Source organism: Planctellipticum variicoloris (genome assembly GCF_030622045.1).
Classification (GTDB): domain Bacteria; phylum Planctomycetota; class Planctomycetia; order Planctomycetales; family Planctomycetaceae; genus Planctellipticum; species Planctellipticum variicoloris.
Genome location: NZ_CP130886.1, coordinates 6,242,745 through 6,261,179 on the forward strand (window position 1 = coordinate 6,242,745; position 18,435 = coordinate 6,261,179).

The 18,435-nt window shown below is 62.0% G+C and carries 16 protein-coding genes and 1 tRNA gene; 11 read left to right on the top strand and 6 right to left on the bottom strand.

The genetic code is table 11. The features are described 5' to 3' along the window. Positions 1 to 84: 84 nt before the first annotated feature. The 3 genes from SH412_RS24415 to SH412_RS24425 all read left to right on the top strand — a co-directional run bounded on the left by SH412_RS24415 (position 85) and on the right by SH412_RS24425 (position 2,399). The gene (locus tag SH412_RS24415) at positions 85 to 528 is read left to right on the top strand and encodes a hypothetical protein (RefSeq protein ID WP_336520647.1); all 444 of its coding nucleotides are present in this window, start codon (positions 85 to 87) and stop codon (positions 526 to 528) included. Positions 529 to 588: 60 nt separating this feature from the next. Further along, positions 589 to 987 (top strand): hypothetical protein, encoded by a 399-nt coding sequence (locus SH412_RS24420; protein ID WP_336520648.1) that lies wholly within the window; start codon positions 589 to 591, stop codon positions 985 to 987. Between the two features lie 110 nt (positions 988 to 1,097). Further along, the gene (locus tag SH412_RS24425) at positions 1,098 to 2,399 is read left to right on the top strand and encodes an MBL fold metallo-hydrolase (protein WP_336520649.1); all 1,302 of its coding nucleotides are present in this window, start codon (positions 1,098 to 1,100) and stop codon (positions 2,397 to 2,399) included. 48 nt (positions 2,400 to 2,447) lie between these two features. Here SH412_RS24425 and SH412_RS24430 read toward each other — a convergent pair whose 3' ends face one another. Next, positions 2,448 to 3,281 (bottom strand): hypothetical protein, encoded by an 834-nt coding sequence (locus SH412_RS24430; RefSeq protein ID WP_336520650.1) that lies wholly within the window; start codon positions 3,279 to 3,281, stop codon positions 2,448 to 2,450. A gap of 184 nt (positions 3,282 to 3,465) precedes the next feature. Here SH412_RS24430 and SH412_RS24435 point away from each other — a divergent pair, with 184 nt between their 5' ends. Continuing rightward, the gene (locus tag SH412_RS24435) at positions 3,466 to 3,876 is read left to right on the top strand and encodes an HTH domain-containing protein (RefSeq protein WP_336520651.1); all 411 of its coding nucleotides are present in this window, start codon (positions 3,466 to 3,468) and stop codon (positions 3,874 to 3,876) included. 28 nt (positions 3,877 to 3,904) lie between these two features. Here SH412_RS24435 and SH412_RS24440 read toward each other — a convergent pair whose 3' ends face one another. Both SH412_RS24440 and SH412_RS24445 read right to left on the bottom strand, forming a co-directional pair. Beyond that, on the bottom strand, positions 3,905 to 5,098 hold the full coding sequence (locus SH412_RS24440; protein WP_336520652.1) for a tyrosine-type recombinase/integrase: 1,194 nt from the start codon (positions 5,096 to 5,098) through the stop codon (positions 3,905 to 3,907). 116 nt (positions 5,099 to 5,214) lie between these two features. After that, positions 5,215 to 5,287 (bottom strand) — tRNA-Phe (locus tag SH412_RS24445). A gap of 305 nt (positions 5,288 to 5,592) precedes the next feature. On the opposite strand from SH412_RS24445, the gene SH412_RS24450 reads away from it, so the two are divergent. The 4 genes from SH412_RS24450 to SH412_RS24465 are packed head-to-tail and all read left to right on the top strand — an operon-like array spanning position 5,593 to position 9,328. Then, a complete protein-coding gene (locus tag SH412_RS24450) occupies positions 5,593 to 6,549 on the top strand; it encodes a universal stress protein (protein ID WP_336520653.1) in 957 nt (318 codons plus the stop codon). A 33-nt stretch (positions 6,550 to 6,582) separates the two neighbouring features. Further along, complete coding sequence (locus tag SH412_RS24455) at positions 6,583 to 7,782, top strand: cysteine desulfurase family protein (protein ID WP_336520654.1); 1,200 nt, start codon at positions 6,583 to 6,585, stop codon at positions 7,780 to 7,782. Continuing rightward, positions 7,779 to 8,561 carry an amidohydrolase family protein gene (locus SH412_RS24460; RefSeq protein ID WP_336520655.1) on the top strand — a complete coding sequence of 261 codons (783 nt, stop codon included), beginning with the start codon at positions 7,779 to 7,781 and terminating at the stop codon, positions 8,559 to 8,561. The genes SH412_RS24455 and SH412_RS24460 overlap by 4 nt, the downstream gene beginning before the upstream one ends. Next, a complete protein-coding gene (locus tag SH412_RS24465; protein WP_336520656.1) occupies positions 8,558 to 9,328 on the top strand; it encodes an amidohydrolase family protein in 771 nt (256 codons plus the stop codon). The genes SH412_RS24460 and SH412_RS24465 overlap by 4 nt, the downstream gene beginning before the upstream one ends. A 69-nt stretch (positions 9,329 to 9,397) precedes the next feature. Here the strand turns inward: SH412_RS24465 and SH412_RS24470 are convergent, their stop codons facing one another. Beyond that, complete coding sequence (locus SH412_RS24470; protein ID WP_336520657.1) at positions 9,398 to 11,203, bottom strand: PQQ-binding-like beta-propeller repeat protein; 1,806 nt, start codon at positions 11,201 to 11,203, stop codon at positions 9,398 to 9,400. A 122-nt stretch (positions 11,204 to 11,325) separates the two neighbouring features. On the opposite strand from SH412_RS24470, the gene SH412_RS24475 reads away from it, so the two are divergent. Next, positions 11,326 to 11,772 (top strand): MarR family winged helix-turn-helix transcriptional regulator, encoded by a 447-nt coding sequence (locus SH412_RS24475; RefSeq protein ID WP_336520658.1) that lies wholly within the window; start codon positions 11,326 to 11,328, stop codon positions 11,770 to 11,772. Between the two features lie 19 nt (positions 11,773 to 11,791). Here the strand turns inward: SH412_RS24475 and SH412_RS24480 are convergent, their stop codons facing one another. Together SH412_RS24480 and SH412_RS24485 are read right to left on the bottom strand one after the other, a co-directional pair. After that, the gene (locus SH412_RS24480; protein WP_336520659.1) at positions 11,792 to 12,700 is read right to left on the bottom strand and encodes an SGNH/GDSL hydrolase family protein; all 909 of its coding nucleotides are present in this window, start codon (positions 12,698 to 12,700) and stop codon (positions 11,792 to 11,794) included. A gap of 39 nt (positions 12,701 to 12,739) precedes the next feature. Then, positions 12,740 to 12,982 carry a hypothetical protein gene (locus SH412_RS24485; RefSeq protein WP_336520660.1) on the bottom strand — a complete coding sequence of 81 codons (243 nt, stop codon included), beginning with the start codon at positions 12,980 to 12,982 and terminating at the stop codon, positions 12,740 to 12,742. Positions 12,983 to 13,447: 465 nt separating this feature from the next. On the opposite strand from SH412_RS24485, the gene metH reads away from it, so the two are divergent. Together metH and SH412_RS24495 are read left to right on the top strand one after the other, a co-directional pair. After that, the gene (gene metH / locus SH412_RS24490; protein ID WP_336520661.1) at positions 13,448 to 17,332 is read left to right on the top strand and encodes a methionine synthase; all 3,885 of its coding nucleotides are present in this window, start codon (positions 13,448 to 13,450) and stop codon (positions 17,330 to 17,332) included. A 44-nt stretch (positions 17,333 to 17,376) separates the two neighbouring features. Then, positions 17,377 to 18,300, top strand: a complete 924-nt coding sequence (locus SH412_RS24495; protein ID WP_336520662.1) for a hypothetical protein — start codon at positions 17,377 to 17,379, stop codon at positions 18,298 to 18,300. Positions 18,301 to 18,435: the final 135 nt, after the last annotated feature.

The window sequence follows — 18,435 nt, forward strand, 5'->3', positions numbered from 1 at the left end:
CCGCCATGAACAACCCAAGGCTCTCCGGGAGCCGGTTCTTTCAAACATCAAGCCAGATGGCCACCGCCGACAATGGAGAGGTTCATGCCGCGACGGAGGCTCTGGCCGTCAGTCCTGTATCACTTCGACCACCGGACGCTGAAGCGAATCCAACGGACTCCAGATCTGGGCTTCCATGTGGGAATCTGGTGGCACGACGCCGAGCGATTGGTGGCGTTCCTGCAATCGATTGCTGAGATCAAAACCGCCGGACACCTCATCGACTCGGATCTCTCCCACGACTCCGCCTGGGAAACGGTCCGTCGCGAATTGTCCTGTGCAGAGGCCACCGAATACTTCGACATTCCCCGCGGTCGCATCCTGTGGGACATCGTCCATCAAGCCGGCATCATCTATCACGGGAACTCGACACCGGCCGAAGTCTTTGACGAACTGGCCCGCCTTTATCGGCTCCCTCGCTGGCGAGCCCGGTTGGACGAGCACTACCTGACCGGCGAGGCACTGGAAGAATTCTACCGGCTGGACTGAAGGCCAGCCCAAATTCGGCACTGCAGGCAACCCTTCTTCATCACAGGACGTTCAATCGCCATGAGCTACCGCCCCAAGGTCTACACGATCGGCCACGTTCTGGGAATGACTGGAATGGTGGCCGCAACGACTGCAGTCATTTACGTGTCTCGGCACAGGAACCCGGATCTGGTGTGGTTCATCGAGAATGTCGGCCTCTATATCGGCATCGTCTGCACGGTCCTCACGTTCCTGTTCGGTCTTTCGATCCTCGGAACCCGCTGTTACGACGAGGAGACCAACCGGCAACTCGAAGCCGAACACGACCGAGCCGTGTTCGAGTGGAACAGCAAGAGCCCGGAAGAACGGGCCATCATCACGGCAGCCCGGCAAAACGAATTGCTGCAGCTCACACAAATCTTGCAAAACGACAGGATCGCCCGCAATCAGGAGGCGTCGAACCGAAATCGTCCAGGCTGACAACGGACGATGGTCCGGCGACGAAGCTTCAATCCTCGGATCTCCCGCAACCTCTCGGCGATCTGACTCAAACCTCGCTTTTCAGCTCCAGCAAGCAGAACAATCCCAGCATGCAAATCACGATTCACCGGGGAACTCACGAGATCGGTGGCAATTGCATCGAGATCGCCACGGATCGAACTCGAATCATCCTCGACATCGGGATGCCGCTGTTCAACGAGGACCGGGAGCCCCACGATTCGGCCCAGCTTCGGCGACACTCTGCAGAGGAACTCCGCCGACTCGGGATTCTGCCCCAGGTGCCAGGGCTATTTGAGGACGGCCCGGCTCCGGATGCCATTCTCCTCTCCCACGCTCACGAGGATCACACCGGACTGATCCGACACTCTCGAAATGAAATCCCGATTTATGCTGGAGTGGGGACGAGCAAGATGATGCTGGCCGGAGCGAAGTTCGCCGGGCAACCAACGCTGGCGAGAGACCGACATCGGGAACTTCCTGCCGGGCAGACCGTTCAGATCGGGGACTTCGCGGTCACCGTGTTCTCCGTCGACCACTCCATCTACGGGGCTCAGGCATTCCTGATCGAAGCCGAGGGCAAGTCCGTCCTCTACTCAGGAGACCTGCGGCTCCACGGCCGCAAGCCAGGGATGCACCGGTCGCTCATTGAAGCCGTCAAAGACCGGGCCATCGACGTCCTCCTGATGGAGGGGACGCATATCAGTCATCCCGACCATCGGGGACCGAACGAGTACGAACTCGAAGACGAGATCACGGAGCAGGTCCGGTCGGCTCTTGGGCTGGTCCTGGCGTCATTCTCACCCCAGCACGTCGACCGGCTAGTTGGCTTCTACCGTGCGACGATCAAAGCCGGCCGAACCTTCGTCGCCGACGCCTACACCGCCTTCGTGATGCACCTGCTCGCCTCAGAGAGTTCCATCCCGAGGCCGGAGTCGGCCGAGAATGTGAAGGTCTTCTTCCCGAAGTTCTTTCTGGAGACTTTCGAGAAGAAACGACTCGAAGGATTTTTCACTTTGATGTCCCCGGCCCGGATTGGGGTGGAGGAAATCCGCTCGAATCCGTCCCGATACGTGATGCTTTTTCGCCCCAGCATGCTGGAGGGCGACTTCGGCGGAACCCTTCCGCCGCGCACGCGATGCCTCTACTCTCGCTGGACGGGTTACCTCGACCGCCCGGACTGGCAGCCCGTGAAAGACGCTCTGACGAAATCCGAAGGCGACCTGATCGAGGTCCACACCAGCGGCCACATCTTCCACGGCGATATCATCGACCTCGTTGGTCAGCTCAGCGCGAAGCTTGTGGTTCCGATTCACACGTTTGAACCCGAGAAGTTCCAGGCGTTTCTATCGACAGTGAAACTTCTCGCAGATGGGGAAACGATGTCGCTCTGATCGACGGCATAGCGGTTGGACTCCGGGCAGCCCGAACTGAGTCGACTGTCACGTGGCAATTGTGTCGCCGTGGGCGAAAGCTACGCTAAAAGCCCCAAGGCCGGTTGAAGACATCGAATTCTCCAAGGCAGCGATCCGGCGAACGATTCGTGAAACACTGCTATCCACCGCCAAGAGTGCGGCCGAGATTCTGCTGGTGAGTTCCAGAAACTCCTGTCTGAGGGGGTCCTTGGGATATCGCAGCAGAATGAGGTAGATGTCGATTGCAGATTCCGACTCGCTCTCGACAAATCGATCGGGATAGGTCTTCCGAAGTCGAGCTCGTTGCGCTGGGGTTGAAAGTTCCACAGCGTACATCAGGCTCTGGATCAACCCGAGGAACGGATTGACGTCCGTATCGGCTTTGATCTCGCCAACAATGGGTGTCTGATCGTCGACGTTGCTGAGCAGAAGGTCCATGCCGCCTGCCCCGGAGTCCTGGCCGGAGACGCCATCCTCGAATTCAGATTCCGTCGTTCGTATTGGACTAATCTCGTAGTCGACGTAGCGAAACGCGAACTTGCAGGCTGAATCCACATCGCCAACTCGTCCCTCGTTTTCGACGAGCTGTCTGACGAGTCTGTTCGCGAGCTTGTCGCTGCGAAGCATACGATCGGACGGGATGTCCATCTCGCGATTGTGAAATCCTTGGCCGCGGTTGTCGTAAAGGGCAAAGTGACGTTGGCTCTCATCGACGATCCTTGCCAACTGCGTCGGGCGCCGGCACATTTCCCGGGCGACTGCGAGGTGGAATTCCTCCTTCGGAAACGCACGGAGCAGCCTGTACAGATGCCGGAGCGCCGTAACGGGAATCAGACGCCGCAGGGAATGGGAGTGTCGCATTCCCCGATCATCGCTCCGAGCCGTGCCAACTGTGGGGCACTCCAGCATGCGGTCGTTCCACGGCTGGCTAGCCGATCGACCCTGCGGCGACAGTGGGACAATTCAATGACCCAGTGATGGCAGCGACATGACCTATCGTCTCAGTCTCCGATTTCCTTCGAAATGCGGACCGCACGGACGAGGCATGGCCAAGAAGCAATCACGAACCGACGCCGAACGACGAGTTCGTCAATGCGAACGCTTGGGCCGCCTGCTGCGGACACTTCAATTGATCATGGGCAAAGGTCGGTGGGATGCCGATGGACTTGCTCAGGAGCTTGAATGCTCCCGCCGTACCGTCTATCGACTGCTTCAGACACTCTCAATGGCCGGAGTTCCGTGGTTCTTCGACGACAAGATCAGAGCGTACCGGGTCCGACCGGGATTCCGATTCCCGGAGCTGGATCGACAGTCAAAGGCTGACGCATCTGTCGACATCGCAACTCTCAAGCCCGCAATCGCGCAGCTGATCGTTGACGCAGAAGACTTCCTGGGTTCACTTCGAACCTTTCAAGAGCAATTGCAGTCAGTCCGGCCCGATCTCCCTGGTAAATGATCAACGGCCGATGCCGTTGCGGAGGTTGTCATCCCACGCGAGAGACGACGTTTATCGCCCGTGCTTCATCACGTTCCGCGTAGACTTGGGTGACCGCTACGCCCCGATGCCCCAGAATCAGGCTGGCGACGTCCAGGCCGAAATCACGACGAATGTTTGTCGCGGCGGAATGGCGAAGCTGGTTGGCGTGCCAGTGAGGAATCTCCGCCTTTTCACAGGCACGGGAAATCGCCCGGTTGTACGAGCGAACTTCGTAACAGTCTCCCGGCATCTTCTTCGGCGTCGACTTCCGTTTTCGTCGGGCCTGACTGGGCTGAATTTTCGTCTTGCGACCATCCCGCCGCTCTCGACTCCGTTCCTCCAATTCATCCTTGGGCGAGAAAAGGAAGGCCGTCGGATCATCCTTGAGCCATCCCTGCAGGATTTCCTGAGCCTTCGGACCGAGGTAGATTTTTCGTTCGTGACCGTGATGTTCGGTCTTGTGAGTCTCTGGACGGTAGACCCAGACTTCCCCGGATTGGTCGATGTCGCCGGACCGCATGTTACAGACCTCCCCTGGTCGCATCCCTGTCGTTCTCTGAAGTTCGATCATGGCCCAGATTTGGCGGGGAAGGTGAGGCTTGAGGGCATCGACATGAGCATCAAGGACGGGTTTGACGGGTTTTGACTCACGGGCGGTTGACCGACCGCGACTCAGCCCGCGCACCTGGCTCAGGGCATGGTGCGTCATCGCGTCCACGTGCTCGTTCTCGACGCCCCACTTGAACATCCGGACGATTCGTCCCATCCGCTTGTTAATCTCGCTGCGGCAGAGATCCGATTTGATCATTTCCTCGCGGACGGTCTTCAGGGCGAGTGGTCCGAACGCGGAGATCGCCGTCGGACCATACAGACGACGCAGTGGCTTGAGCGAATACCTGATCGAGTCGTACTCGCCGGTCGGCTTTCCGTTCTTCCGGTAATAGCCATCAGCGAAGTGGAGATAGGCCAGGATCAGTTCGCTGACGGTCATCTGGCCGACCGGGCGATGAACGACGCGCGGCGGTGCCTGTCGCCCGTTAACCATCCACTCGCCGAGGAGACGATCGTACTCATCGCGGCTCTCTTGAGAGCCATACTTTCCGAGGTAGTAATCGCTGCCGTTGAAGCGGACAACAGCCTGTCCAGACGGACGGTGCCGACGGTACTTGGGAATGCGGGCCGAGGGAGAAGAAGCGGGCATGGAACAGCTCTCCGGTTACCGAAAAGTGGTAATTACCACTTTTCGGGCCATTCGAGCCGCTCCGCCACAGCGTGGCGAGTGAGCGTAACTCACGCTCTCGGCAAGAGTTAGGACAGTGGACAGGGGCGGGGTCGAACCGCCGACACCAGGATTTTCAGTCCTGTGCTCTACCAGCTGAGCTACCTGTCCATCCGCGCGACCAGGCCATGCCGGGCCGCGGGGAGAGAGAAAGAATACACATTTTGCAGGGGGCGTCAATCGGCCGGGGCAGTTCGGTCGTCCGTCTGGAGGCCAAAGGGGCGCTGCAGGTTCGGTCGTGACGACCTTTCCAGCGGCGTCAGTAAGCCCATCTTCCGCCGTTTCAAGCGGTTGCGGCCGGGGGCGGGGAGTGCCACAATATCGGGAATTGCCGATCTGGCCGGCAGACGCAGCGACCGAACCTGCACGCCGGTCCGCAGAAACCGCATCCGCGACCACCAGGACGAAGGCCTCTCATGGAACGCTTGCAGAATGTTCTCGTCGGAGTGGACCTGCATCAGGGGGACCTCCTGGTTTCGGATGACTTCAGTCCTACGACGGTCGCCGCGATCGACCAGGCGTGCGAGCTGGCGAGCTACAACAAGGCCGATCTGACTCTCTGCGCCGTCCTCGAGATTTCCGAGCAGGCGTTGCACCTGATCGAGATCGACCACCTCAATGTCAAGAAGACCGTCGAAGACAATGCCGCCGAGGCGCTGCAACGGCTCGTGGCCATTGTCAAAGAGCGGGGGCTCAACGCCCGGACGGTGATCCGGATCGGTCGGAGCTGGGAAGAGCTGACCCGTGAGGCGATCGAAGGGGCGCACGACTGCGTCGTGGTCGGAACCCGCGAACGGGGCAAGGCCTCGCGAATGCTGTTCGGCAGCACGGCTCAGAAACTGATCCGATTCTGTCCCTGTCCGGTCTGGATCGTCAAACCCGCCGAGGTCCGCGAGATTCGCGAAGTGCTCGTGGCGAGCGATCTGAGCGAGGCGGCACAGTCGGCGGTGCAGACGGCGGTTCGCGTGGCAGGGGCCTTGAACGCCAAGCTGTTCCTCGTTCACTCCCTGGAGTTCCCGTTCGAAACGTATCTGCGGACGGCGGGCGTTTCGGAAGAAGAAGTCGTCAAGTACCGGGCGACGCTGCACAAGGAGGCCAACGAGAAGCTGCAGGCGCAGATTGCGGCGACCGATGCCCGGACGCTGACGCAGGGCGTGCAGATTCACGTGCTCGAAGGGACGCCCGACGACGCCATTCCCGATTTCGTCGACAAGCACGAAGTGGACGTGGTGGTGATCGGGACCCAGGGTCGCAGCGGAATCTCGGGCGTGCTGCTGGGGAATACGGCCGAACGGCTGCTGCCGCACCTGCACGCTTCGCTGGTCGCGGTGAAGCCGGCGGGCTATGTCAGCCCGTACGAGCGCAAGGAATAGCTGTAATTCAGCACTGGCGACGAGGGGATGCCGATGACCACGCCGCCCCGCGACGAGATCTATCTGGACCATCACGCCACGACGCCGGTCGACCCGGCGGTGCTGGACGCGATGTGGCCATTCTTTGCCGAGCATGTCGGCAACGCGGCCAGCGAGCAGCATGCGAGCGGTCGGTTCGTGGCGGAAGCTGTGGAGGTCGCCCGGCGGCAGGTGGCGGAGCTGGTCGACGCCGACCCGCGGAGCGTGGTGTTCACCAGCGGGGCGACCGAGGCGAATAACCTGGCGCTCAAGGGGCTGCTGGCGACGGCGCCGGCGGAGGGGCACGTGGTCGTCTCGGCGATCGAGCACCGGTCGGTGCTGGATGTCGTTCATCGTCTGAAGCGGCGCAGGAGGCCGGTGACCGTCATTCCTGTGGAGGGGACCGGGCGGGTCGATGTTGCGGCGCTCGAACGGAGCCTGACGCCGGAGACGGTGCTGGTTTCGGTGATGGCGGCGAGCAATGAAATCGGAACGCTGCAACCGGTCGGGGAGATTGCGGCGATCTGCCGTGCACGGGGGATTGCGTTTCATACCGACGCCGTCCAGGTGTGCGGGCGGGTTCTCTTCAGCGTGCGCGAGACGGGTGCGGACCTGGTGAGCCTGTCGGCGCACAAGCTGTATGGCCCGCAGGGAATCGGGGCGCTGATTGTCCGGCGCGGTTCGCCGCGACTGGCGCTCGAACCGCTGCTGGAGGGGGGCGGGCACGAGAACCGATTGCGAAGCGGCACGTTGCCGGTGGCGTTGATCGTTGGCTTCGGAGCGGCCTGCGCCCGGGCGCGCGACCTGCTCGATGAAGAAATTCCGCGGCTGACGGCGTTGCGCGAACGGCTCTGGCAGCGGCTTCACCGGGAGCTGCCCGGACTCGTGCTGCATGGGGACAGGGAGCAGCGGCTGCCGGGGAATCTGAACGTCGGCATTCCCGGCGTCGATGGCGACGCGCTGCTGGCGGGTCTGAAGGGTCTGGCGGTCAGTTCGGGGGCGGCCTGCAGTTCGGCGGAGCCGGAGCCGAGTCACGTGCTGCGGGCGCTGGGGGTTTCGGATACGCTGGCGCGGGCCAGTCTGCGGTTTGGGCTCGGCCGGTTTACGACCGCCGAGGAGATCGACCGGGCTGCCGAGATTGTGATCGCGACCGTGGAGCGGCTGCGCGGCCCTGAATTCATTCGCACACCCTCCGCTGCCGAGGTCCGCCCATGATCTGGGATCTGCACTGTCACCTGTCGGGAGTCGATGGCCGGACTGTCGACGAGCGGATTGCCCAGCTCATGGAGATCGCCGATCGAATGGGGGTCGATCGCCTCGTCTTCTCGATGGGCTGGCCGTGGTCGCAGGATCCCGGACCCGACGACTTCCGCAAGCAGAACGATCAGGTGATTCAGGCCCTCAGCCATTGGCAGCATCGGGCGGTGGGCCTGGCGTATCTCAATCCGAAACATGCGGAGGAATCGCTGGCGGAGCTGGACCGCGTCGTGCGCGACGGACCGCTCGTCGGCGTGAAGCTGTGGGTGGCTGAGCGGTGCAGCGCGGAGTCGCTGGATGCGATCATCCGCAAGGCGGCGGGCCTCAAGGCCCTGATCTTTCAGCACACGTGGTACAAGACCGGGGGCAATTATCCGGGGGAGTCGACGCCGGATGATCTGGCGTTGCTGGCGAAGCGGCACCCGGACGTCCCGTTGATCTGCGGTCACTCCGGCGGCAACTGGGAGCGGGGGATCCGGGCGATCCGGGATTGCCCGAATGTCTACGTTGAGACGGCCGGATTCGATCCGACGGCGGGGATGGTGGAGCTGGCGGTCCGCGAGCTGGGAGATGAGCGGGTGCTGTATGGCAGCGACATCGGCGGGCGGAGCTTTGCCTCGCAACTGGCGAAGGTGACCGGCGCGGAGATTACCGAGCCGGCGCGACGGCGGATTCTGGGGGAGAACCTGCGGAACCTGCTCAAGCCGATCCTCACGGCGAAAGGGATGCGGCTGTGATCGACGTGAACGTCCACCTGTCGCGCTGGCCGTTCCGTCGGCTGCCGCTCGACGACACGGCGAAGCTGGTGCAGCGACTGAAGTCGCTGGGGGTGACGAGCGCGTGGGCGGGGAGTTACGACGCGATCCTGCATCGCGAACCTTCCTCGGTCAACGCCCGGCTGGCGGAAGACTGCACCGCGCACGGCGACGGGTTGCTGGAGCCGGTGGGCTCGCTGCACCTGGGAATGCCGGGGTGGGAGGAGGATCTGCGCCGGTGTCGCGAACAGCACAAGATGCGGATTGTGAGACTCTACCCGAACTATCACGGCTATACGCTCGACGCGCCGGCTGTTGGCGAACTGCTGTCTCGGGCGATCGAGCGGAAGCTGGTCGTGCAGATTGTCGCCAAACTGGAGGACGAGCGGACGCAGCATCCGCTGGTGACGGTTCCGCCGGTGGAACTGGAGCCGCTGAAGGACTGGTTGACGAAGCGGCCGCTGGCTCGCGTGGTGCTGCTGAATGCGCTGGGGCTGGTGCGTGGCGAGGCGCTGTCGAAATGGGCCGCCGCGGGACAGGTGTGGTTTGAGACGGCGATGCTCGAAGGGGTCGCCGGGATCGGCGTGGCGCTCAAGCATCTGCCGGCGGACCGGCTGCTGGTGGGTACTCACGCTCCATTCTTCGCACCGGAGGCCGGTCCGCTGAAGTTGAAGGAATCGGACCTCGGCGAGGCGCTGCGGAGGCAGATTGCCGAAGACAATGCGGTCAAGGTGCTCGACTGGTCGTAGGGTCCGCGGTGCGGACCACTTCTGTATGATACGACAAACTTCGAATTGGTCTGCACTTCGGACCCTGCCTCACGGTGTTTCCTCCGTGACGGATTCGGTGGTTGTCGGCAGCTCGAAGCAGGCCATTTCTTCGCCGTTGCGGACGAACAGTCGTCCGTAGGCGATGACCGGGTGGTTCCAGGTCTTGCCGGTGAGGGCGGGGATCCGGCCCAGTTCGACATGCTTCTTGGGCTGGGCTTCGACGAGGGCCACTTCGCCGGTCTCGGTCAGCACGAGCAGCAGATTCTGGTCGGCGAGCAGCAGAACCTGGCCGTTGCCATACCCGCGGGCCCGCCAGCGGATTTTCTGCTCGGCGAGGTCGAAACAGAGAAAAATCGGGCCGTCAAAGCCGTAGATCTGGTCGCCGACCACGACAAAGTCGTTGAAGTAGGGCTTGAACTGCTTGCTGGTCCAGACTTCTTCGATCGGCCATTCATCACCCGCTTGAGTGACGTGAATCATCCGGGTGCCGACGCCCATCCCGGTGCCGATCAGGATGTCCGTGTCGTTCAGGACGGCGGGCTGGACGATGCGCGCAACGCCTTCCGTCGGCCATTTGTGGACCCAGAGGAGTGTCCCGGATTCCGGCTCCAGCGACGTCAGGCCGGCGTCAGTCGTCATGAGGATCTGATCGACCCCTCCGAGCGTTGACTCCTGCGTCGAACCGTAACTGAGCGTTCCGTCACCCGCCGTCCAGACCAGCTTGCCGGTCTCGGCGTCGTAGGCCAGCACGGCCTTCCCTTCCGGGCCGCCGGCGAAGGTGGTGACCAGTCCGTGGGCCACCAAGGGAGAACCGGAGAAGCCCCACTGGGGAATTTTCGCCGCCGAGTCCTTTGCGATGTCCTGGGACCACTTGACGGCGCCGGTGGCGGCGTCGAGGCAGAGCAGGGCGCCGTTGGCCCCCTGGGCATAGATGTTCCCGGCGTGGAAGGTCGGCGTGCCGCGCGGTCCGGGACCGGCGACGACTTCCGTAAAGCGGGTCTTTTCGGCATGCGACCAGATTTCGTCGCCCGTATCGGTGTCGTAACAGATCACCAGTTCGTCGTCGCCGCGCTGCTCCTGGGTGTAGAGTCGCGGACCGATCACGGCCAGCGACGACCAGGCGGGGCCGACGCGGCGGCGCCAAAGTTCTTTCGGCGGCGACTTGGTCCAGTCGGTGGCGATGGTTACGCCGGCCAGCCGGCCGTCGCGATTCGCCCCACGGAATCCGGGCCAGTCGCCGGGTTGCAGTTCGATCGCCTCGGCGGCGAGCGGTTCGACCGGGGCGGGGGCCGGGGCTTTGCTCAGTTCGGCGAGGAGTTTCTGCTCGGGGGTCGGCGTCCAGCGCCAGTTGAAGGTGGCGGCGAAGGCGCCGTCCATGCCATCGACGCGCAGCAGCATAAAGGCTCCGAAGGCGAGCGCGAGCGAGGTGAGGAGCCAGGTGCGCCGCAAGGGCCAGGCCATGCCGAGGCTGAGGATCAGCCAGCCGACCCAGACCGATCCGACGACGGGGAGCGCATAGAGAATCAGCGCCATCATCGGGAAATCCTGGCCGCAGACCGCAACGGCGATCGCCGCCAGCGCGATGTAGGCTCCCACGATCAGACCGCGGTCGCTCCAGCGGACGCGACTGAGGAGGAGCCACCAGAGCAGCAGGCCGACGGTCGCGATGAGCGGAGCGATGACATAGGCAAAGAAGAATTTTCCGGGCGACCCCTCGCCGATGCCGCCCCAGATTCGGACCGCCCACAAGGCGATGATGATCACGACACCCGGCCAGAGGCGGACAATCGGGAAGGATGAAGTTGGCTGAGTTTTCAGGGAAACAGCTTCCGGGGGAATTGCTGCGTCACTCATTGCGCGCTCCTGAGGACCGATCCTGCGGCACAACCGGGCCACAGGGTACTGGTACAATATGTACCGGTCTCCTATTTTCGTCAATCTCGATTTGCCGGCGGTGAACGATTAAACTCCGGCTTATGACTGCACCTGAGGAACTCGGCCCGTTGATGGCGGAATTCGGCAAAGCCTATACCCGCAAGCTGTTTGCGGAGATGGGACGGGCCGGAACGACTCCGGCCCGGGCCCGCCTGCTGATGGTGCTGCAGTGTCGCGGCTCGTGCAAGATGTCCGAGATCGGCACGCAGCTCGACGTGACGCCCCGGAATGTCACCAAGCTGGTCGACGGTCTGGAAGCGGAGGGTCTGGTTGTCCGGGAGCAGCATCCGGAAGATCGACGGGCCACGCTGATCCGCCTGACCGGGCCTGGGATGCTGGTCTGCAAAGAAAGCGCTCTGGCCAATCACGCGGCGGTGGGGTCGTTGTTCGAGCAGCTTTCGGCCGCGGACCGGAAGCATCTGGCCCGGATTCTGCGTCAACTGATCGACATTCTGCATGCCGAAGCTCCCGCCGAACCGGGTCACTGAAGCCCGAATGCGGCGACGGTTATTTCACGGTTTTCAGCCGGGCAATTTCAACTTCCGCTTTCGCGATCAGGGGATCGAACTGCGGAATCTCGACCGCGTTGTTCCCCTGCTCGTGCTTGCGGAAGCCGAAAAGGTAGGTCGAGTTCTGCGGCCGCCAGCGGTGGAAGAACAGCTCGTTCTTCTCCAGCACCTTTCTATGCAGGGTCTCGATCGCGGGGGAGGTCAGATCGACCGGGCGAAGTTTTTCCTGAACCAGAACCTGCCCGGCGACGTAGCGGGAACCTTCGGGCGTCAGGTGGATGCCGTTTTCCGAGAGAGGGTTCGCGCGTGTCGCGGCGTCGGACGGCCAGTGGATGGTCTGCAGATCGATCACCGGGGCGTTTTCCTTCGCGGCCAGTTCGCGGATGGCGGCGGAATAGGTGGCGAGCAGGCGGTTGTGCGCGGTGGCGTCGGGCAGGGGCGCAACCGGTCGTGCGAAGGGGAGCGGCGTGACGTAGACGAGTCGGGCGCCGATCGCCTTCACGTCGTTCGAGAGTTTCTCGTACTGCTTCACGAACGCCGGCAGGCCGGCTTCCCCGGCGAAGGATTCATTCTGGCCGTAGGCCAGCAGGACGACGGTTGGTTTGAACTCCTTGATCAGGTCCAGCAGTCGCTGATAGCCGACTTCGGGGGTGTCGAACACCCCCCGGCTGTCGGACCAGACGGTATCGCCGCTCCAGCCCATGTTGCGGAAGAGGATTTTCCGGTCGTTCAGCGACGCGGTCAGTGCGGTCTCGATCCAGCCGAACTGGGCTTCGCGTTCGACGAACGTCCCGCCGACGATCGCGACCCGGTCGCCGTCACGGAGTTCGAACGGCGAAGCCGCCATGGCCGTTGCGGCGGCCAGGCATATTCCAAGGCCGACGATCGAGGTGACCAGACCACGCATTGTTGTCGCTCTCCGATGGGTTTCGTCAGTGGGCAGCGTTCAGTTTCCGGCAGACAGTTCCCGCGCGGCGCCGCACGACGGGCACTGCGGCTGCCCCAGGGGAATCATCGCCCCGCAGTAGGCGCAGGGTCGGGGGGCGACGGTCTCCTGATGCTCGTGCATCTTCTTCCGCATCAGGGAGAAAATCGAGCCAATCGCGAAGAATTGCAGGATGGAACCGGCGACGACCATCACGAAGACGAACGCGATGAAGACCGGGACGATAACGAAGAGGATCTCCATGGTGTCGGGAACTCGCGAATCAGGAAGAGGAAAGAGTTTTGACCACGAATTGCACGAATGGACGCGAATGAGTGAATGCGGGGAGCGGAACCACGGAAGGCACGGAGAGCACGGAAGACAGAGAATGGTATGTGACAGCGGGTTGCAAACTTCTGGTCCGACGGCATTCTGGCTTGCTGGGTGACGTGGCACAACCTGTTTGCCGGACGACGGATAGGGCCGGGGGTGGTACTCCGGAGCGGACGGGACCACCGGCGACCTGCGGGAGAGAACGCGAACCTGTCCGGTTCGGTTCACGTCGTAGCCGTTATCGCCGTAAGATCCAGTTCCCATCAAGGGTTCGGTCGCCGGCCCGCCGGGAATGTCGGTTGTCCCAGGGCCCCCCCGCGACCACAATAGACAAACTTTGACGGTTCCCCGGCGGGGAATTCGTCCTGCCCGCCTGTTTCTGGATACCTCTGCAGCATGCCCGCCTCCGATCAGTCCGGCCGCTTCGAACAGCTTCTCTCCGAACGCATCCTCGTCCTCGACGGTGCGATGGGTTCGATGATTCACACGTATCATCCGACCGAGACCGACTATCGGGGCGATCGGTTCAAGAATCATCCGATCGATCTGAAGAACAACAGCGACGTGCTGGTGCTGACCCAGCCGCAGATCATCGAGGAGATCCACCGCAAGTACCTGGAAGCGGGCGCGGACATCATCGAGACCGACTCCTTCAACGCGAATACCGTGTCGCTGGAAGAGTTCGGCCTCGCCGACCTGACGTACGAAATGAACAAGGCGGCCGCCCAACTGGCCCGCAAAGTCGCCGACGAGTTCACCCGCGGGAATCCCGCTAAGCCGCGGTTCGTCGCGGGGAGCATCGGCCCGACGAAGGTTCAGCTTTCGTTCAACGCCGACAAGCCGGGATATCGCCCGGTCACGTTCGACCAGATGGTTGCGTCTTACGCCGAGCAGATCCGGGGTCTGCTCGACGGCGGCGTCGACGTGCTGCTGCCGGAGACGTCGTTCGACACGCTCAACATGAAGTCCTGCCTGTTCGCGATCGAGCAGGTTTTCGAGCAGACCGGCCGGCGCGTACCGGTGATGGTCTCCTGCACGATCTTCCAGGGAGGCCGGACGCTGACGGGTCAGACGCTGGAGGCGTTCTGGGCGGCGGTGTCGCACTTCCCGATGACGACCGTCGGTCTGAATTGCGCGCTGGGTCCGGCCCAGATGCGGACGTATCTGGAGACGCTCGCCGAGCGCGCTCCGAAGTACATCAGTTGCTATCCGAACGCCGGCATGCCCGACGGGATGGGGGGCTTTGACGCGGCGCCGGAAGACGTGGCGAAGAACATCCGCGAGTTCGCGAAGAACGGCTGGGTGAACATTGTCGGCGGCTGTTGCGGGACGACGCCGGAGTACATCCAGAGAATCGCCGAAGCGGTCGCCGACCAGAAGCCCCGGCACATCCCGGAGGCCCACCACTGGTCCGCCTACAGCGGCAGCGAGCTGCTGGAATTGCGGAACGACGACGTTGATCGTCGATCGTCGATGGTTGATGGTCAGAAAGATGCGTCCGGCGATCAACGATCAACGATCAACGATCAACCGGCCGCGTCTTCGACGCCCTTTCTGATGATCGGCGAGCGGACCAACGTCACGGGTTCCAAGAAATTCGCCCGGTTGATCCGGGAGAAAAACTATGACGAGGCGATGACGGTTGCGCGACAGCAGGTCGACAGCGGCGCGAACATGATCGACGTCAACATGGACGAGGGCCTGCTCGACAGCAAGGTCGAGATGGTCCATTTCCTCAACATGATCGCCGACGATCCGGACGTCAACAAAGTCCCGATCATGGTCGACAGCTCGAAGTTCGAGGTGATCGAGGCGGGGCTGAAGTGCCTGGCGGGCAAAGGGGTCGTCAACTCGATCTCGCTGAAGGAAGGCGAGGAGAAGTTCCTCGAACAGGCGCGGACGATTCGCAAGTACGGGGCTGCGGTCGTCGTCATGGCTTTCGACGAAGAAGGCCAGGCGGCGGAGTGCGACCACAAGGTCGCCATCTGTCAGCGGGCCTACAAGCTGCTGACGGAGAAGGCCGGCTTCCCTGCCGAAGACATCATCTTCGACTGCAATATCCTGACCGTCGGCACCGGCATGGAAGAGCATGCCAACTATGCGGTGGAGTTCATCGACGCGGTCCGCAAGATCAAGGCGACCTGTCCCGGCGTGCGGACGTCGGGGGGCGTGAGCAACGTGTCGTTCTCGTTCCGCGGCAATGAGGTCGTCCGCGAGGCGATGAATGCGGCGTTTCTGTACCACGCGATCCGGGCCGGTCTGGACATGGGCATCGTCAACGCGGGCCAGCTCGCGGTCTACGACGAGATCGACAAGGAGCTGCTGGAGTACGTGGAAGACGTGCTGCTCAACCGCCGGCCGGATGCCACCGAGCGGCTGATCGACTATTCCGAACGTCTGAAGGCCGCCGGGGCGAATCAGGTTCCGGGGGAAGCCGCCGTCGAAGAGTGGCGGCTCGATTCGATTGAAGACCGGCTGAAGCATGCACTGCTGCGGGGGATCACGGATTTCATCGAAGAGGACACCGAAGAGGCCCGCATCAAATACGGCCGGCCGCTGAACGTGATCCAGGGTCCGCTGATGGCCGGCATGAGCGTCGTCGGCGACCTGTTCGGCCAGGGGAAGATGTTCCTGCCGCAGGTCGTCAAGTCGGCCCGCGTGATGAAAAAGGCGGTGGCGTATCTGCAGCCGTTCATGGAGGCGGAGAAAGCTGCAGCGGCCGAGGCGGCCGCGGTTGATGGTTTATCGTTGATGGTTGATGGTCAGAAAGAGTCTGCCAACGATCAACCATCAACGATCGACGATCAACAATCCTCCTCCCGGGGCAAGATCCTCATCGCCACCGTGAAAGGGGACGTTCACGACATTGGCAAGAATATCGTGGCGGTCGTGCTGCGGTGCAATAACTTCGAGGTGATCGATCTGGGGGTGATGATTCCCTGCGAGAAGATTCTGGAGGTCGCCCGGGCCGAGCAGGTGGACGTGATCGGGCTGTCGGGGCTGATTACGCCTTCGCTGGAGGAGATGTCGCACGTCGCCAAGGAGATGCAGCGGCAGGGACTCAAGATTCCGCTGCTGATCGGCGGCGCCACGACCAGCTCCAAGCATACTGCCGTCAAGATTTCGCCGTTCTACGATCAGCCGGTGATTCACGTGGTCGACGCTTCGCTGTCGGTCCCCGCGGTGGAGAATCTGCTGGATGACGAACGGCGGGAAGCGTACCTGGTGAAAGTCCGCGCGACGCAGCAGCGCGATCGCGATACGTTCGCCTTCCTGATGAAGAAGGCGCTCGTCCCCTACTCCGAGGCTCTGAAGCGGCGGTTTCAGACCGACTGGGCGACGGTGCGAATCGATACGCCGGCGTTCCTGGGGACGCGGGTGATCGAGGATCAGCCGCTGGAAGAGCTGCTGCCGTACATCGACTGGTCGCCGTTCTTCATGACGTGGGAGCTGAAGGGGAAGTACCCGCGGATCTTCGAAGACGCCGTCGTGGGGGCGGAAGCGAAGCGGGTCTACGACGACGCCCGCCGGCTGCTCGACCGGATCATCAAAGAGAAGCTGCTGGTTGCGAAAGCCGTTTACGGCTTCTGGCCGGCGAATTCGGCGGGGGATGACATTCACGTTTACTCGCCGACTGCCGACCTCTCAACGCTCAACGCTCAACCCTCAACGGTCTTCCCCATGCTCCGCCAGCAGTGGGAGCGGGAAGGGCAGAAGGATTTCCGTTCGCTTGCGGACTACATCGCTCCGGCGGACAGCGGCCGGCAGGACTACATCGGCGCGTTTGCGGTGACGGCGGGGATTGGCTGCGACGAGCTGGCGAACAAGTTCGCCGAGGAGGAGCACGACGACTACCACTCGATCATGACCAAGGCGCTCGCCGACCGGCTGGCGGAGGCGTTCGCCGAGATGCTGCACGCGAAGGCCCGGCGGGACTGGGGCTACGGGGCCGAGGAGCAGCTTTCGCAGGACGAGATGATTGCGGAAAAGTACCGGGGCATCCGTCCGGCGTACGGCTACCCGGCCTGCCCGGACCACACGGAGAAGCCGAAGCTGTTCGAGCTGTTGAAAGCGGAAGAGACGACCGGCATTCATTTGACCGAGAGCTACGCGATGCACCCGGCGGCGGCGGTGAGCGGGCTGTACTTCGGGCACCCGGAGGCGCGGTACTTCGCGGTGGACAAACTGACGAAGGACCAGGTGGAGGATTACGCCCGGCGGAAGGGAATGCCGATCTCCGAAATCGAGCGCTGGCTGTCGCCGAATCTGGGGTATGAGTAGGGGTGGGCATTCAAATGGGGACAGAGCAGTCAAATCGAAGGCTAGTGACGAAGCGCCTCGCCTACTTCTTCCTCCGCCCCTCGAAATTACCGCAATTGAGTGAGCGAACTGAACTCACTGACGATATCTTCTTTGATCAATTGCCTTCGGTACTCGACCGACCAGACGATAATCTGGATCTTCAGATTATCGATCCTCGCTTCTCGGATTTCCGGAAAAGCGCGCTGAGCGGGACAACTCTGAACATTGAATTTGAAGGACCAAACGAACTGAATTTCGACGGGCCGAAATCTTCCGAAGCGGAAGCGAAGCGCCGAATTGAGAATTATCTTCTCGCGTCACTGATTGTCGACCCGCACTTTCCGATGCCGTATGCCGGCCTGATCGCAGTCTTAGATCAAAACAGGATTTGTCATTCGTTTCGGTGCATAGATTTCCCTTACATTTCGTCGGACGCAACTCTGGCCTGGAATGCGGAGGTCGCTGGGCAAGTCAATCTGCTGTATCCGCGAGTTCAAGAGGTGTTTGCGACACGGCGAAGTGGACGCCTCTTTACGGCTTTGAAGTATTACCATCAAGCAATTCGTTGCGACATCGATCAATCAATTCGCTTTCTCGGCATGATGATGGCTATGGAGGCGGTGTTTTCCAGCGGTGCCAAATCGGAGATCACACACCAGGTTTCTGAGAGGAGCGCCTTCTTCTTAGCTGGCACTCCCGACCAACGCGTGGAAACCTACGACGCAATGAAGTCACTGTACGACCTGCGATCGAAGATTGCTCATGGAACCTCGGTCAATCCTGAAAAAGATGATCTCAAGGGATCATTCAAGAAGCTGCGAGGATTCCTCGCCGACACTTTACGACGGATCCTTCAGGCTCCGTCTACGTTCACGCTATTCAATTCGGACTCAAGTAAGGACTTCTCCACGGCGATGAAGAGCCTTGTTTTTCGAGGAGAGGTTTAGATCGTAGCATCTCCAAGTAGGCGAATGTTGATAGGCTCCGAACTTCCCACGGCTGCGCCGCCCCGATAGCCCGCGGACGAGCAATCGGGGCCACCCGGAACGTTGAACGCTGGCTGGTTGGGATGGCGAAGGTAG